The organism is Kitasatospora saccharophila, from assembly GCF_039529925.1.
GTDB classification, from domain to species: domain Bacteria; phylum Actinomycetota; class Actinomycetes; order Streptomycetales; family Streptomycetaceae; genus Kitasatospora; species Kitasatospora saccharophila.
Genome location: NZ_BAAANS010000002.1, coordinates 174,177 through 190,083 on the forward strand (window position 1 = coordinate 174,177; position 15,907 = coordinate 190,083).

The window sequence follows — 15,907 nt, forward strand, 5'->3', positions numbered from 1 at the left end:
GGCACACCCCCAGGTCGGCAGTGCAGCAGCGGCCCGGACGTGAAGCTTTCCCACAGGTACCCGAAATCGGGATGCGCGCATCCCCATCGCAGACGAGAGTGTCACGGTGCTTTTCAGACTCCTACGGGCCCATCTGGCCCCCTACTCCCGGGACATCGGCCTGCTGGTGCTGCTGCAGCTGGTGTCCACCATCGGCATGCTCTACCTGCCGACGCTGAACGCGGACATCATCGACAGCGGCGTGCTCAAGGGCGACACCGGCTACATCCTGCGCGTCGGCGGCGTGATGGTCGGCGTGTCGCTCGCCCAGGCCGTCTGCTCGATCGGCGCGGTCCACTACGGCGCGCGCACCGCCATGGCCATCGGCCGGGACATCCGCGGCGCGGTGTTCTCCCGGGTGCAGGACTTCTCGTCCCGCGAGCTCAACCAGTTCGGCGCGCCCTCGCTGATCACCCGCACCACCAACGACGTCCAGCAGGTCCAGATGCTGGCCCTGATGACCTTCACCCTGATGGTCACCGCGCCGATCATGTGCGTCGGCGGCGTCGTCATGGCGCTCAACCAGGACGTGCCGCTGTCCGGCCTGCTGCTGGCCGTGGTCCCCGTGCTGGGCGTGGTGGTCACCGTGCTGGTCGGCAGGATGCGGCCGCAGTTCCGCGGCATGCAGACCCGGATCGACGCGGTCAACCGGATCATGCGCGAGCAGATCACCGGCATCCGGGTCATCCGCGCCTTCGTCAAGGACGACCACGAGAAGGCCCGGTTCACCGGCGCCAACGGCGAACTCGCCGACTACTCGCTGCGGGTCGGCCGGCTGATGTCGCTGATGTTCCCGATCGTGATGGGCGTGGTGAACGTCTCCAGCGTCGCCGTCTTCTGGTTCGGCGCGCACCGCATCGAGAGCGGCGGCATGCAGATCGGCGCGCTCACCGCGTTCCTCTCCTACCTGATGCAGATCCTGATGAGCGTCATGATGGCCACCTTCATGTTCATGATGGTGCCGCGCGCCGAGGTCTGCGCCGAGCGCGTCCAGGAGGTGCTGGACACCGAGTCCAGCGTCGTGGCGCCGCTGCACCCGGTCACCGAACTGCACGCCCGCGGCAGCCTGGAGCTGCGCGGCGTCGACTTCCGCTACCCCGGCGCCGAGGCCCCGGTGCTGCGCGGCATCGACCTGACCGCCCGGCCCGGGCAGACCACCGCCGTCATCGGCTCCACCGGCTCCGGCAAGACCACCCTGCTCGGGCTGGTCCCCCGGCTGTTCGACGCCACCGGCGGCGAGGTGCTGATCGACGGCGTGGACGTGCGCGAGCTCGACCCGGTCAAGCTCGCCGAGATCATCGGCCTGGTCCCGCAGAAGCCCTACCTGTTCTCCGGCACCGTCGCCTCCAACCTGCGCTACGGCAAGCCCGAAGCCACCGACGAGGAGCTCTGGCAGGCGCTGGAGACCGCCCAGGCCAAGGACTTCGTGCAGAAGTTCCCCGAGGGCCTGGACGCCCCGATCGCCCAGGGCGGCACCAACGTCTCCGGCGGCCAGCGCCAGCGCCTGGCGATCGCCCGCGCGCTGGTCCGCAAGCCGGAGATCTACCTGTTCGACGACTCCTTCTCGGCCCTCGACTACGCCACCGACGCCCGGCTGCGCGCCGCGCTCGCCCAGGAGACCGGCGACGCCACCGTGGTGATCGTCGCCCAGCGGGTCTCCACCATCCGCGACGCGGACCGGATCGTCGTCCTCGACGAGGGCGCCGTCGTCGGCACCGGCACCCACCGGGAGCTGATGGCCGACAACCCGACGTACCGGGAGATCGTGCTCTCCCAGCTCACCGAGCAGGAGGCGGCGTGACCAGCCCCGAGACCCCCGAGACCCCCGGCGGCCCGGGCAGGCCCGAGGGACCCGACCTGTCCAAGGCCGGGGACGGCGGGGCTTCCGGAGCCTCCGGTGCTTCCGAGGCGCCCGCGCGGCCCGGGGCGCCCGCCGCCCCGGCCGCGTCCGGTTCGCAGGAGGCCGCCGCGCGGCGCGGCGGGGGCGGCCCGGGCCGGTTCATGGGCGCGCAGGGCGCCGAGAAGTCCAAGGACTTCGGCGGCTCCGCGAAGCGCCTGTTCGCCCTGCTCGGCCCCGAGCGCAAGCTGCTGTTCACCGTGCTCGGCCTCGGCGTGCTCGCCATCGGCTGCCAGGTGGTCGGCCCCCGGGTGCTCGGCAAGGCCACCGACCTGATCGTGGCCGGGGCCACCGGGCCGCGGTTCGCCGGCGCCCCCAGCAAGCAGGCCGTCCTGGACGGGATGCGCGCCAGCGGCCAGGGCACCACGGCCGACCTGCTCTCCACCATCGACTTCACGCCCGGCCAGGGCATGGACTTCGGCGCCATCGGCACCGTCCTGCTCTGGGTGCTCGGCATCTACCTGGCCGCGGTCCTGTTCGGCGTGGTGCAGGGCCGGCTGGCCGCGCTGGCGATCAACCGGACGGTGTTCCGGCTGCGCGAGGAGGTCGAGGCGAAGCTGGCCCGGCTGCCGCTCAGCTACTTCGACCGGCAGTCGCGCGGCGAGGTGCTCAGCCGGGTCACCAACGACATCGACAACATCAACCAGTCCATGCAGCAGACCATGGGCCAGGTGGTGAACTCGCTGCTCACCATCGTCGGCGTGCTGGCGATGATGTTCTGGATCTCGCCGCTGCTGGCCGTGATCGCGCTGGTCTCGGTGCCGGTCTCGGTGGTGGTCGCCACCAAGGTCGGCAAGCGCGCCCAGCCGCAGTTCATCAAGCAGTGGGGCTCCACCGGCAAGCTGAACGCGCACATCGAGGAGATGTTCACCGGGCACAGCCTGGTGAAGGTCTTCGGCCGCCAGAAGGAGGCCGCGGAGCTCTTCGAGCAGGAGAACCAGGCGCTCTACGAGGCGTCCTACCGGGCGCAGTTCATCTCGGGCATCATCCAGCCCGCGATGATGCTGGTCGGCAACATCAACTACGTGCTGGTGGCGGTGGTCGGCGGTCTGCGGGTCGCCTCCGGCGCGCTGTCGATCGGCGACGTGCAGGCGTTCATCCAGTACTCCCGGCAGTTCAGCCAGCCGCTCAGCCAGGTCGCCTCGATGGCCAACCTGGTGCAGTCCGGCGTGGCCTCCGCCGAGCGGGTCTTCGAACTGCTGGACGCCGAGGAGCAGTCCCCCGAGCCCCGGCACCCCGAGCGCCCCGCCGAGGTCCGCGGCCGGGTCGCCTTCGAGGACGTCTCCTTCCGCTACGACCCCGACAAGCCCCTCATCGACGGCCTGTCCCTGAAGGTCGACCCCGGCCACACGGTGGCCATCGTCGGCCCGACCGGCGCCGGCAAGACCACCATGGTCAACCTGCTGATGCGCTTCTACGAGGTCAGCGGCGGCCGGATCACCCTGGACGGCGTGGACATCGCCGCGATGTCCCGCGAGGACCTGCGCTCCGGCATCGGCATGGTCCTCCAGGACACCTGGCTGTTCGGCGGCACCATCGCCGAGAACATCGCGTACGGCGCCGAGTCCGCCACCCGCGAGCAGGTCGTCGCCGCCGCGAGGGCCGCCCACGTCGACCGCTTCGTGCGGACCCTGCCCGAGGGCTACGACACCGTCCTGGACGACGAGGGCACCGGCGTCAGCGCCGGCGAGAAGCAGCTGATCACCATCGCCCGGGCCTTCCTCGCCCAGCCCTCGATCCTGGTCCTCGACGAGGCCACCAGCTCCGTCGACACCCGCACCGAGGTGCTGATCCAGCGCGCGATGGCCGAACTGCGCACCGGCCGCACCAGCTTCGTGATCGCCCACCGCCTCTCCACCATCCGGGACGCCGACGTCATCCTGGTCATGGAGAACGGCTCGATCGTCGAACAGGGCGGCCACGACGAACTGATCGCCGCCGGCGGCGCCTACGCCCGCCTCTACCAGGCCCAGTTCGCCCAGGCCGTGGCCGAGGTCGACTGACGCCGCGCCGGGCCGGGCCGGTCGACCGGGCCGGGCTGACGCACCGGGGGAGGTTCGCTGCGGCGGGCCTCCCCCGGCTCCTTCCTGACCCGGGGTCAGCACCGGCTGCCGCGGCCGCCGTTCGCCGCGCTACGGTGGCCGGGTGCCCGATCAGAACGCCGCCGACGCCGCCGACCCCGCCGTGACCGCCCCCGCCGACCCCGCGGCCGTCGCGGCCGTCGCGGCCGCCGCCTTCCAGGCCGAGCGCCGCTACCTGGGCGCGGTCGCCTACCGCCTGCTCGGTTCGGTCGCCGACGCCGAGGACGTGCTGCAGGACGCCTGGCTGCGCTGGCAGTCCGCCGACCGCTCGGACGTCGCCGACCCGCGCGCGTACCTGACCACGGTGGTCACCCGGCTCTGCTACGACCAGTTGGGCTCGGCCCGGGCCCGCCGGGAGGCGTACGTCGGCGAGTGGCTGCCGGAGCCGGTGCTGACCACCGCCGGCGCCGCCGCCCCCGCCGAACCGGCCGAGCTGGCCGAACTCGGCGAGCAGGTGTCGGTGGCGATGCTGGCGGTGATGGAGCAGCTGACCCCGGCCGAGCGGGCCGCGTTCGTGCTGCACGACGTGTTCGCGGTCGGCTTCGACGAGATCGCCCCCGCCCTGGACCGCTCCCCCGAGGCCGCCCGGCAGCTCGCCTCGCGGGCCCGGCGCCGGATCCGGGACGGCGGCCGGCGCGGCCCGGTCGACCCGGCCGAGCACCACCGGGTGGTGGCGGCCTTCACCTCCGCGGCCACCGGCGGCGACCTGGCCGCGCTGCTGTCGCTGCTCGACCCCGAGGTGGCCTGGCACGCCGACGGCGGCGGCATCGTCAACGCGGTGCGCCGCCCGGTGCTCGGCGCGCTCCACGTCTCCCGGCTGCTGCGCAAGCTCACCACCCGCTGGATCGACGCCGAGCACCCGCTGCTGCCCGCGGTGGTCAACGGCGAACCGGGCGCGGTCTGGTACGCGGCGCCCGGCACGGTCGGCGGCGTGATGGCCTTCACCGTCGAGAACGGCCTGATCACCGCCGCGTACGTGATGGTGAACCCCGAGAAGCTCGGCCACCTCCGGGAGCTGTGACCCGGATCACGGTCACACTCCGGCGGGCCGCCCCGTCCCCCTTCCAGAACCGCCACCGGCGGCCTCACGGAGGAGGACGGGATGACCGGCAAGCACATCGTGGTGATCGGCGCGGGCTACGCGGGGCTGTCCGCCGCCGCCGGGATCGGCCGCGGGCCGGACCGGGTCACCCTGATCGCCCCCGAGCAGCGCTTCGGCCACCGCGTCCGGCAGCACGAGATCGCCGCCGGCCGCCGGGTGGCCCGCCCCGAGATCGCCCACGTGCTGCGCGGGCGCCGGGTCGTCCACCGGGCCACCCGGGCAGTCGAACTCGACCTGGCCGCCCGCGAGGTGCGCACCGAGGACGGCGAGCGGATCGGGTACGACACCCTGGTGTACGCGCTCGGCAGCCGCACCGCCTGGGGCGGCGTGCCGGGCGTGGCCGAACACGCGTACTCGGCGGAGCGCGCCGAGGAGCTGCGCCGACGGCTGGCCGGGGCCCCCGGGGCGGGGACGCTGGCCGTGGTCGGCGGCGGGGCGACCGGCATCGAACTGGCCACCGAGCTGGCCGAGGCGTACCCGGCCCGGCAGGTCCGGCTGGTCGCCTCCGGCCCGGTCGGCGGCTGGCTGTCGGAGCGCGGCCGGGCGCACGTCCTGGCGGTGCTCGGCCGCCTCGGGGTGCGCGTCGACGAGCACCGCCGGGTCACCGCCGTCAGCGCGGCCGGGCTGACCTGCGAGGACGGGGAGGTCCCGGCGGAGGTGGTGGTGTGGGCCGCCTCGATGGAGCCGCACCCGCTGGCCGCCGACTCCGGCCTGGCCGTCGACGCGCGCGGCCGCGCCCTGGTCGACGACCGCCTGCGCTCGCGCTCGCACCCCGAGGTGTACGTGGTCGGCGATGCCGCCGCCGTCGAGGTGCCCGGCATCGGCGAACTGCGGATGGCCTGCGCCACCGCGATGCCGCAGGGCCGCTACCTGGCCAAGCTGCTCACCGGCCGCACCGGCAAGCCGTTCGCGTTCCGGTACGCCATCCAGTGCCTGAGCCTGGGGCGCGGCGAGGCGCTGGTGCAGCTGATCCACGGCGACGACTCGATGCGGCCCCGGGTGCTGACCGGCGCGGCCGGGCGGCTGGTCAAGGCGGGCATCGTCAAGGGCCTGCCGCTGTCGCTGCGCTGAAACGGCGGTGGGCCGGTTCCCCCTCCCGGGAGGGGGAACCGGCCCACCGCCGTCGTGCTGCCCCGGAGTTACTTCTTCTCCTTCGGGGCCTCCGCGTCCGTCGACAGCGCGGCGATGAAGGCTTCCTGCGGAACCTCCACCCGGCCGACCATCTTCATCCGCTTCTTGCCTTCCTTCTGCTTCTCCAGCAGCTTGCGCTTGCGCGAGATGTCACCGCCGTAGCACTTGGCGAGGACGTCCTTGCGGATCGCCCGGACCGTCTCGCGGGCGATCACCCGGGAGCCGATCGCGGCCTGGATCGGCACCTCGAACTGCTGGCGCGGGATGAGCTTCTGCAGCTTCCCGGCCATCATCACGCCGTAGTTGTACGCCTTGTCCTTGTGCACGATCGCGGAGAACGCGTCCACCGCGTCGCCGTGCAGCAGGATGTCGACCTTGACCAGGTTCGCGGACTCCTCGCCGATGGGCTCGTAGTCGAGCGAGGCGTAGCCGCGGGTCTTGGACTTCAGCTGGTCGAAGAAGTCGAAGACGATCTCGGCCAGCGGGAGGGTGTAGCGCAGCTCCACCCGGTCCTCGGAGAGGTAGTCCATGCCCTGCAGGGTGCCGCGGCGGGACTGGCAGAGCTCCATGATCGCGCCGACGAACTCGTTCGGGGCGAGGATGGTGCCGCGCACCACCGGCTCGTACACCTCGGCGATCTTGCCGGTGGGGAACTCGCTCGGGTTGGTGACGGTGTGCTCGGTGCCGTCCTCCATGATCACCCGGTAGATCACGTTCGGGGCGGTGGAGATCAGGTCGAGGTTGAACTCGCGCTCCAGCCGCTCCCGGATGATCTCCAGGTGCAGCAGGCCGAGGAAGCCGCAGCGGTAGCCGAAGCCGAGCGCGACCGAGGTCTCCGGCTCGTAGACCAGCGCGGCGTCGTTCAGCCGCAGCTTGTCCAGCGCGTCGCGCAGCAGCGGGTAGTCCGAGCCGTCCAGCGGGTAGAGGCCGGAGAACACCATCGGGCGCGGGTCCTTGTAGCCGCCGAGGGCCTCGGTGGCGCCCTTGTGCTGCGAGGTGATGGTGTCGCCGACCTTGGACTGCCGGACGTCCTTCACACCGGTGATGATGTAGCCCACCTCGCCGACGCCGAGGCCGTCGGCGACCTTCGGCTCGGGCGAGATGACGCCGATCTCCAGCAGCTCGTGGGTCGCGCCGGTGGACATCATGGCGATCCGCTCGCGCTTGGTGAGCTGGCCGTCCACCACTCGCACGTAGGTGACCACGCCGCGGTAGGCGTCGTACACCGAGTCGAAGATCATCGCGCGGGCCGGGGCGTCCTTGACGCCGACCGGGGCCGGGATCTTCTCGACCACGTGGTCGAGCAGGTCCTCGACGCCGAGGCCGGTCTTCGCGGAGACCTTCAGCACGTCCGCCGGGTCGCAGCCGATGATGTGCGCGATCTCGGCGGCGTACTTCTCCGGCTGGGCGGCCGGCAGGTCGATCTTGTTGAGCACCGGGATGATCGTGAGGTCGTTCTCCAGCGCCAGGTACAGGTTGGCGAGGGTCTGCGCCTCGATGCCCTGGGCGGCGTCGACCACCAGGACGGTCCCCTCGCAGGCCGCGAGGGAGCGGGACACCTCGTACGTGAAGTCCACGTGGCCGGGTGTGTCGATCATGTTGAGGATGTGCGTCGTACCCGCGTTCTCACCGGACCTGGGCGCCCACGGGAGGCGGACGGCCTGGGACTTGATGGTGATGCCGCGCTCGCGCTCGATGTCCATCCGGTCGAGGTACTGGGCGCGCATCTGCCGGGGGTCCACCACGCCGGTGATCTGCAGCATCCGGTCGGCGAGCGTCGACTTGCCGTGGTCGATGTGGGCGATGATGCAGAAGTTGCGGATCACCGCCGGGTCAGTACGGCTGGGCTCTGGCACGTTGCTGGGGGTCGCGGGCACCTTGGTCCGATTTCTGATCCGATCAATATGGTTCCGCCCATCCTCCCATGCCGAACGGCCCTCGGTCCTTCCCGCCCGATCGGGTGTGCGGGAGGATCCCCCCATGATCTTGGAAAGCGCCCTGCTCGACGTCCTCCCCGGCCAGGAGGATGCCTTCCTCGCCGCCTTCGCCGAGGCCCGCCCCCTGATCGCCGCCCAGCACGGCTTCCGCTCCCTGGAACTGCGCCGCTGCCTGGACGCGGGCAGCAGCTCGCGCTTCCTGCTGCAGGTCGGCTGGGACACCCTGGAGGACCACACCGAGGGCTTCCGCCGCTCCCCCGAGTACGGGCGCTGGCGCGAACTGCTGCACCGCTTCTACGACCCGTTCCCGACCGTCGAGCACTACGGCGAGCCGCTGCTCACCGCCTGACGGCCGGCGGGTGCGCGGCCGGGCGGGTGCGGGCAGCCGGCCGGCGGACCGTCGACCGCGGGGCCCGGCGGTCCGGTTTGGGCCGACCGCTGCGGCCCTGGTAGCGTGGGGCGCTGCACTCCGCCCTCGGCATGCCCTCTCAGCAGGCCCGAGCGGGTACCGGGGTGCGACCCGTTTACCCGTCGATTCACGTCGATTCACACAGACTGAGGCTCTTTCGTGGCGAACATCAAGTCCCAGATCAAGCGCAACAAGACCAACGAGAAGGCGCGCCTGCGCAACAAGGCCGTCAAGTCCTCGCTGAAGACCGCCCTGCGCAAGGCCCGCGAGGCCGCTGCCGCCGGTGAGTCGGAGAAGGCCACCGAGCTCGCCCGCGCCGCCTCCAAGGCCCTCGACAAGGCCGTCAGCAAGGGCATCATCCACAAGAACCAGGCCGCCAACAAGAAGTCGGCGATCACCAAGCGCGTCAACGCCGCCGCCTGATCCAGGTTCTTCCCGCACGGCCCCGCCGTGCACCCGGTGCCGCTCCCGGCACCACCCCGGTCGGCGTGAACCCGCGGCCCTCTACCCGCTACCGCCGACCACCCGCTCCCGGAGACCCCGGCCCTCTACCCGGATCCCGGTGAGCCGCACGATCCGTACCGCACGCGGCCTGCGTTCGCCACGCGGGTGCGGTACACCAGCTCCACGGTGAGAGCGCCCGACCCCGGGACCTCACCCCCACTGCCCGCCCGGGCCTCCCGGGCGGGCAGTCGGCGTTTCCGGCCCCTCTGCCCCCTCCCCCGCCCCGGGTTCAGGTGAACGGGTGACGGGCGTCAACCCGCGCACCCGCGCGGAATCGGCTCCGGCCGGACGGCGGCGGTAGGGTGCGTGGCACCTTCCGTGCCCGTCCGACTACGCAGGGGAACGATGCCGACTCCACCGCCGTCTCCGCCCCCGCCGCCCTCGCCCGGGTACGGACCCGCTCCCGGCACCGGCTACGGCCCCGCCCCCGTGCTGCCCGGGCGGGCCGGCGGATTCGGCGCCACGTCGAGCGGGGGCGGTCGGGCCGGACGGACCGGGCGGGCCGGGCGGGGGCGGCGACGGGTGCGCGGGCGCGGGGTGTGGTGGGGCGTCGGCGGCGCGGTCCTGGCCTCCGCGGTGTGGTCGGCCGCCGTACTGACCCTGCCGCCGCTGGTGCGCGGCGTCCTCGGCCGCCCCGCCGCCCCCGCGCCGGCCGGCTACCGGGCCGCCGACGACCTGTGCGCCACCGCCGCGCTGCCCGCCTTCGCCCGGCTGTACCCGTCCCCGTCCGGCAGCCCGTACCACTACACGACGCGCCACCGGGTGCTGGACGAGATGTACTGCAGCCAGTACCGCCAGAAGGCCGGGGGCGACTCGGAGCACTACTCGCTCTACCTCCAGGTGCAGCTCCACCACCAGGTCGACCCGCGCCCGGAGTTCGGCGCCCAGCGCGACGGCCTGGCCCAACGCCACTACCTGATCAGCCCGGTGGCCGAACTCGGCGACGAGGCGTACCTCGGCTACCTGGACGACCCGGACCGCGGCGACACCGGCCGGCACTACCTGACCCAGGTCCTGTACGTCCGGCAGGGCGGCATGACCTGCTACGCCGGCTGGTCCGGCTCCTACCTGGACGGCCGGACGGCCGCCCCCGACCTCGACCTGGTCCGCAGCGCCCTCGTCAGCGACACCCGCGACATACTGCGCGGCCTCGGCGGCTCCCCCGCCTGAACGCCGCCTGAACGCCGCCCGAACGGCCCGGCTGTGCCCGGTCGGGCGGGCCCTAGTAGGGGCGGGCCCCGGCCCGGGAGGCGCGGGCGACGGCGACGACGGCGCGTTCGAGCGCGTACGCGGGATCGTCGGAGCCGCCCTTCACCGCGGCGTCGGCCTCGGCGACGGCGGTCAGGGCGGCGGCCACCCCGTCACCGGTCCACCCGCGCATCTGCTGGCGCACCCGGTCGACCTTCCAGGGCGGCATGCCGAGTTCGCGCGCCAGGTCACCGGGCCGCATGTTGCGGCCCGCGGAGGCGAGTCGGCCGATGCTGCGGACGCCGGAGGCGAGCGCGTAGGTGATGCCGGTCGGCGGCTGGCCGACGGCCAGGGCCCAGCGCAGCCGCTCCAGGGCTTCGGCGGCCCGGCCGGTCACCGCGAGGTCGGCCACCTCGAAGCCCGTCGCCTCGGCGCGGCCGCTGTAGTACTTGGCGACCGCCGTCTCGTCGATCGGCCCCTCGACGTCAGCGGTCAACTGGCTGCAGGCGGCGGCCAGTTCCCGCAGGTCGCTGCCCAGGGAGTCCAGCAGCGCCTGGCACGCCTCGGGGCTAGCGGCCCGCCCCAGGGTGCGGAACTCGTTGCGGATGAAGGCCAGTTTCTCGTTCGCCTTGGTCAGCTTCGCGCAGGCGACCTCCCGGGCGCCCGCCTTCTTCGCCGCGTCCAGCAGTCCCTTGCCCTTGGCGCCGCCCGCGTGCACCAGCACCATGATCACTTCTTCGGCGGGCGACTCCAGGTACGCCTTGACCTCCTTGACCGAGTCGGCCGAGAGGTCCTGCGCGGCCCTGACCACGATGACCTTCCGCTCCGCGAAGAGCGAGGGCGTGGTGAGCTCCGCCAACTGGCCCGGCTGCAGGCCCCCCGGCGGGAGGTCCCGGACGTCCGTCTCCGGGTCCGCCGCCCGCGCCGCGGCCACCACCTCGGCGACCGCGCGGTCGAGCAGCAGCTCCTCCTGGCCGACCGCAACGGTCAGCGGGGCGAGCAGGTCGTCGGGTGCACTCTTCCTGGCCATCGCCTACCAGGATCGCACGCCGCGCCGACAGCCCTCCGCACCCCGGCTCCTCCTCGCCGGCTCCCCTCCCCATCGCGCCCTGCCCGCCCGCACCCGCCCGTCGGTTCCGGGAAGCGGGGCCGATTCCGTACCGGGTGCGGGGCTGGGGAGAATGATGACGTGATCGAGAACAATGACCGTCAGTTGCTCGTCCTCCCCGACCGCGATGCGGCGGAGGAGGTCGCCGAGGAGCTGAGTGCGCGCTGGCCCGAACTGGGTGACGTCGAGGTGGTCCGGGACTCCCTCGCCGGCGAGGACGACGCTGAGGACGCCCAGTGGCTGGTGGTGGTCGAGGCCCCCGAGGACGAGGGCTGGACCGCCCGACTGCTGACCGAGCTCGACCAGTTGGTCGCCGAACAGGACGGCTGGCGCGAGCAGGGCTGACGCCCTCCCCTCCTCCCCTCGTCCGCTGACTCCCTCCTCTTCGACACCCCTTGGTCCCGCCCGAACGAGGTGACCCCACCCGCTCGGGCGGGCGTTTCCGTACCGGCCCCGGGCCGCACCCAGCGGGCCTCCCCGCTGTCCGCCGCCGATCGCCGGGCCCGCTCCCGCGCGACCGTTCAGCCGTGGCCGGAGCGCGAACGCGTCGCCACCGCGAGGGTCCGCGAGTCGCCCAGGACAGCGATGTCCCCGGAGTCGTCGGTCCGGACCACCGTCGCACCCAGCGCCCTGAGCCCGGCCACGGTCTGCGGCGCCGGGTGCCCGTACGGGTTCCCCACCCCGCAGGAGATCAGGGCCAGCCGCGGCCGGAACGCGGCCATCAACGCCCAGTCCTGGTTCGCCGATCCGTGGTGCGCGACCTTGAGGACGTCCACCCTCCCCACCCGCGGCGGGCCCGTCCCCTGCGGCGGCCCCGGCCCGCTCGGGCCCGTGCTCCGCCCGGCGTTCCCGGCCTCCTCCGCAGGTACCACACGGTCAGCCTCCTTTCCGTCCCCGGGAGTCGGTCCGCCGCCGGCCGCCCCGCGCTCCGACTGCCGGGCCGGGGCCCCGGCCCGGGGCGGCGGCCGTGGCAGCGCGCCGAGCGCCAGCAACGCGGCCTGGGCCGGGGGTTCCAGGTCTCCGATCAGGGCGACCCGCAACGCGGCGGCGGGCGGGCCGAGCAGGGCGAGGATCGCGATGCTGGAGTTGTTCGGGCCCTCGGCCCCGGGCGCCGACGGCGAGGCGGGCCAGAGGACTTCCCACGCCAGTTCCGCTCCGGCGGTGCGCCGCTCGCCGCGCTGTGCGCGCACCACCGGGACGCCGCCGGCTGCCGCCCAGCGGAGCACCCGGGAACGCTCACCGTCCGGCTCGCCCGAGCCGGTCACCTCGATCGATCCGACCGACCGGCCGCGCAGGACCCCGGGGATGCCCTCCGCGTGGTCGGCGTGGAAGTGGGTGAGGATCAGCACGGGGACCCTGGTCACCCCGAGGCTGCGCAGGCAGGCGTCGGCCGTCTTGGGGTCCGGCCCGGCGTCCACCACCACGGCGGTCCCCGGTTCGACGGACAGGACCGTCATGTCGCCCTGACCGATGTCGCACATCGCCATCCGCCAGCCCGGCGCGGGCCAGCCGGTCGCCAGTCGGACGACCGGTGCCGGGCGCAGCAGGACCAACGGCAGCGCCAGGGCGACAGCGAGCGCGACCAGTGCCCTGGTCCTCCGCCCCCGGGCACGGTGACCCGCCAGGAGCGGCGGTACCGACCAGGCCAGCGAGACGATCACCACGACCAGCAAGGCCGCGCCGAACGGCCCGGCGGGCCAGCCGAGTTCGGCTCCCGGAAGCGCCGCACCGCGCCGTGCGACGGCGACCAGCCAACCGGCCGGCAGTGCCGCGAGGTCCGTCAGGAACTCCGCCGCTCCCTTCCAGAGCGGTGCGATCGCGAGCGCGGCGAACCCGAGCAGGGTGGCGGGGGCCACCGCGATCTCGGCCAGCAGGTTGCACGGCACCCCGACCAGGCTGACCCGGGGTGCGAGCAGGATGGTGACCGGTGAGCACAACGCCTGCGCCGCGGCGGTGGCGCCGACCGCCGAGGCCAGGTGGTGCGGCCAGCGGCGCGCCCGGAGCGCCGCCGTCCACCTCGGGCCGAGCACCAGTAGCCCGGCGGTGGCCAGTGAGGAGAGCAGGAACCCGTACGACCGGGCCAGGTGCGGGTCCACCAGGATCAGGACCAGCACCGCTCCGGCCAGCGCCGGCACCCCTCGCCGGGGGCGGCCGGTGGCCAGGGCGAGCAGTCCGATCAGCCCGGTGGCGGCGGCTCTGAGCACGCTCGGGTCGGGCCGGCAGACGGTGACGAACGCCAGCGTCAGCACGGTTCCGAACAGCGCCGTGGTGCGGAACGAGAGGCCCAGCAGCCCGGCCAGGCCGCCGCGACCGGGTGCGTCGGGCTCGCTCGGCGCACCACCGACCAGGACGGCCAGGACGATCGCCAGGTTGGCGCCGCTCACCGCGACCAGGTGGCCGAGGTCGGTGGCCCGGAACGCGTCCGACAGGTCGTCGGGCAGTCTGGACACGTCTCCCACCACCAGCCCGGGGAGCAGCCCGCGAACGTCCGGCGGCAGGTGGTCGCAGGCGTCGCGGAGCCCCTTTCGCAGCTGGGCCGCGAGGCGCTGCGGAAGGTTCGGCCGGTCGGTGATCCGCGGCAGCCCCTGCGGGACGAGCAGCGCCGCACTGTCGGTGCCGACCCTTCCCGCTCGGCCTGCCGCCGGTGGCTGTTCCGGCAGCACCTCCGCCCGTAGTTCCAGACCGGTGGAGGGGATCAGCCGCTGCCACGGGTAGTCCTGCGGGGACCGGATCAGCAGGGTGACGGGTGTGCGGGTGGCGATGGGCGGCGGGGCGGGGCCGCCGAGGCGGGCGGGGGCGGCCCGGACTTCGGTGACCAGAGCCGGAACGGTCAGGGTCGGCCGGGACAGCGAGCTGCCCCGGGTGTGCGGGCCGTGCTGTTTCGGATCGCCCGTGACGGTCAACTCGACGGTGATCTCGGGAGTTGCGGTGTCCTCCTTCCGGGGTTGCTCTGCCGTGTCCCGTTGGTCGCCATCCGCCCGCGGCCCCGCCCTGACGGACGGTGCGGCGGTAGGTGGGACGGGTGGGCGGGCCAGCGCGGGTAGCGGGCCCCGGTGCAGGTCGGCGGTGTGCAGGACGGTGGTGGTGGCCGCGGTGGCGGCGGTCAGCAGGACGGCGGCGGCCAGGCGGTGGGCCTTGCGGCGGGTGCCGCCGCCCCGGAGCAGGACCGGGGAGACTGCGGCAGCCACCAGCGCGGCCGCGAGCACTGCCGGGTGTCGGTCCGGGGCCAGGCCGAGGACGGTGGCGGTGACGGCCCACGCGGTGCAGGCCGGCAGGAGGAGCCGGTAGTCGGTCCGGTGGCGGACGGCGGTTGGTGTGACCGGCATCGGGGCTCCTCCTCTCATCGACGCGGGCGGGGTCGGGACGGCGTGCGAAAGGCTTCGAAGTCCTTTCTCCGCAGGGGTGTTGCACTCGGCGCGGGGGCCTGCTCAGGTCGTGCCGATCGGCGGGTCCGGTTCCAGGGGCGGCCTCCGAGTCGTGGGCGGTGTTGTCGCGGCGGCCGCGCCCCGCGGGGCGGGCCAGGACAGAGCGCGGGTGCGGGCGGCAGGGGCGCCTTCTCCGCAGGGGCACGGTTCCGCGCTGCCGCTTGTCAGGGCGGTTCCCCGTGCTTCCGGGTGTGCACGGCCGGAGAGGCGGTCGGCCGGCGGGTCAGAGAGTCAGGAGCGGTTTGAGGTCTTCGTACTTCCGGGCGCCGATGCCGGGGACGTGGCGGAGTTGGTCGATGGACTGGAAAGGGCCGTGGGTGAGGCGGTACTGGAGGATGCGTTGGGCCAGTGCGGGCCCCACCCCGGGGAGCGAATCGAGTTGGTCCGCGCCCGCGTGGTTGAGGCTCACCGGGCCGGTGGGCCCGGTCGGGGCCACGCCACCGGGCGCCTGGCCGGTGTCCACGAGGATCTGCTCCCCGTCGGTGAGCGGGCGGGCGAGGTTGAGGAGGCTGGTGTCGGCCCCGGGGAGCGGTCCGCCGGCGGCCGCCAGGGCATCGGCGACCCGTGAACCCGCGGGGAGGGTTCGCAGGCCGGGGTGCTGGACTTTCCCGGCGATGTCGACGACGAGGGACGGATCGGTCGGTTGTTGTGGTGGCGCTCCTTCCGCGGTCCGGTCGGACACGGCTTCGGCCATGGCGATGGCCGGGACGGGCACGGGGTGCGGCCGGCCGAGCCAGAAGTGCTGGACGGCGTAGCCCGTGGCGAGGACGAGCAGGACGGTCAGGCCGAGCACGGCCCGGCGGTCGAGGGCGAACGCGGCTGGGAGGCGCAGCCGCAGGGGGAGTCTCGGCGGAGTGGTGTGGGGCACGGTGGCGGGCTTCGGGGCGGACGGGGGTTCGGGCGGGTTTTCCGGGTCCGACGACGCATCGGGCCGGTCCGGTACCGGAGGCGGGAACCGGGGTGTCACGGGGCGCTCCGGCTGGGCGGTCCCGTCCGGGGCGGTCGCCGCTGCGGGCGGGTCCCGCTCCGACGGCGAAACGGCTCTCCTGCGGCCGGAGGCACCGGCTTCACCGGTGCTGGGCGGTG

The 15,907-nt window shown here is 73.7% G+C and carries 12 protein-coding genes; 8 read left to right on the forward strand and 4 right to left on the reverse strand.

What is annotated here, in order from left to right; all coding sequences use genetic code 11:
- The first annotated feature begins 106 nt into the window (after positions 1-106).
- The 4 genes from ABD345_RS02605 (at position 107) to ABD345_RS02620 (ending at position 6,190) form a co-directional block, all read left to right on the forward strand.
- Complete coding sequence (locus ABD345_RS02605; RefSeq protein WP_344550024.1) at positions 107-1,840, forward strand: ABC transporter ATP-binding protein; 1,734 nt, start codon at positions 107-109, stop codon at positions 1,838-1,840.
- Positions 1,837-3,939: an ABC transporter ATP-binding protein gene (locus ABD345_RS02610; RefSeq protein ID WP_380273310.1), complete on the forward strand. Its 2,103-nt coding sequence runs from the start codon at positions 1,837-1,839 to the stop codon at positions 3,937-3,939. Before ABD345_RS02605 ends, ABD345_RS02610 begins: the two co-directional genes overlap by 4 nt.
- A 142-nt stretch (positions 3,940-4,081) precedes the next feature.
- Positions 4,082-5,038 carry an RNA polymerase sigma factor SigJ gene (sigJ, locus tag ABD345_RS02615; RefSeq protein ID WP_344550025.1) on the forward strand — a complete coding sequence of 319 codons (957 nt, stop codon included), beginning with the start codon at positions 4,082-4,084 and terminating at the stop codon, positions 5,036-5,038.
- An 81-nt stretch (positions 5,039-5,119) separates the two neighbouring features.
- On the forward strand, positions 5,120-6,190 hold the full coding sequence (locus tag ABD345_RS02620) for an NAD(P)/FAD-dependent oxidoreductase (RefSeq protein WP_344550026.1): 1,071 nt from the start codon (positions 5,120-5,122) through the stop codon (positions 6,188-6,190).
- Positions 6,191-6,258: 68 nt separating this feature from the next.
- Here the strand turns inward: ABD345_RS02620 and lepA are convergent, their stop codons facing one another.
- The gene (gene lepA, locus ABD345_RS02625) at positions 6,259-8,127 is read right to left on the reverse strand and encodes a translation elongation factor 4 (protein WP_344550027.1); all 1,869 of its coding nucleotides are present in this window, start codon (positions 8,125-8,127) and stop codon (positions 6,259-6,261) included.
- Positions 8,128-8,230: 103 nt separating this feature from the next.
- Between lepA and ABD345_RS02630 the strand changes: the two genes are divergently transcribed.
- The 3 genes from ABD345_RS02630 to ABD345_RS02640 all read left to right on the forward strand — a co-directional run bounded on the left by ABD345_RS02630 (position 8,231) and on the right by ABD345_RS02640 (position 10,270).
- A complete protein-coding gene (locus tag ABD345_RS02630; protein ID WP_344550028.1) occupies positions 8,231-8,536 on the forward strand; it encodes an antibiotic biosynthesis monooxygenase family protein in 306 nt (101 codons plus the stop codon).
- A 219-nt stretch (positions 8,537-8,755) separates the two neighbouring features.
- Positions 8,756-9,019 (forward strand): 30S ribosomal protein S20, encoded by a 264-nt coding sequence (gene rpsT, locus ABD345_RS02635; RefSeq protein WP_344550029.1) that lies wholly within the window; start codon positions 8,756-8,758, stop codon positions 9,017-9,019.
- Between the two features lie 603 nt (positions 9,020-9,622).
- On the forward strand, positions 9,623-10,270 hold the full coding sequence (locus ABD345_RS02640) for a hypothetical protein (RefSeq protein WP_344550030.1): 648 nt from the start codon (positions 9,623-9,625) through the stop codon (positions 10,268-10,270).
- A 52-nt stretch (positions 10,271-10,322) separates the two neighbouring features.
- Here ABD345_RS02640 and holA read toward each other — a convergent pair whose 3' ends face one another.
- Positions 10,323-11,318 carry a DNA polymerase III subunit delta gene (gene holA, locus ABD345_RS02645; protein ID WP_344550031.1) on the reverse strand — a complete coding sequence of 332 codons (996 nt, stop codon included), beginning with the start codon at positions 11,316-11,318 and terminating at the stop codon, positions 10,323-10,325.
- Positions 11,319-11,477: 159 nt separating this feature from the next.
- On the opposite strand from holA, the gene ABD345_RS02650 reads away from it, so the two are divergent.
- Entirely contained in the window at positions 11,478-11,741 is a 264-nt protein-coding gene (locus ABD345_RS02650) for a hypothetical protein (protein WP_344550033.1), read from the forward strand.
- A 176-nt stretch (positions 11,742-11,917) separates the two neighbouring features.
- Here ABD345_RS02650 and ABD345_RS02655 read toward each other — a convergent pair whose 3' ends face one another.
- The gene (locus ABD345_RS02655; RefSeq protein WP_344550034.1) at positions 11,918-14,722 is read right to left on the reverse strand and encodes a ComEC/Rec2 family competence protein; all 2,805 of its coding nucleotides are present in this window, start codon (positions 14,720-14,722) and stop codon (positions 11,918-11,920) included.
- Between the two features lie 322 nt (positions 14,723-15,044).
- Positions 15,045-15,689, reverse strand: coding sequence for a ComEA family DNA-binding protein (locus tag ABD345_RS02660; RefSeq protein WP_344550035.1), 645 nt, complete (start codon positions 15,687-15,689; stop codon positions 15,045-15,047).
- Positions 15,690-15,907 lie beyond the last annotated feature (218 nt).

Bases quoted from the DNA above. Each gene is read 5' to 3' on its own strand.
- ABD345_RS02620 (WP_344550026.1), top strand. From the start codon at position 5,120: ATGACCGGCAAGCACATCGTGGTGATCGGCGCGGGCTACGCGGGGCTG.
- ABD345_RS02630 (WP_344550028.1), top strand. From the start codon at position 8,231: ATGATCTTGGAAAGCGCCCTGCTCGACGTCCTCCCCGGCCAGGAGGAT.
- holA (WP_344550031.1), bottom strand. From the start codon at position 11,318: ATGGCCAGGAAGAGTGCACCCGACGACCTGCTCGCCCCGCTGACCGTT.
- ABD345_RS02655 (WP_344550034.1), bottom strand. From the start codon at position 14,722: ATGCCGGTCACACCAACCGCCGTCCGCCACCGGACCGACTACCGGCTC.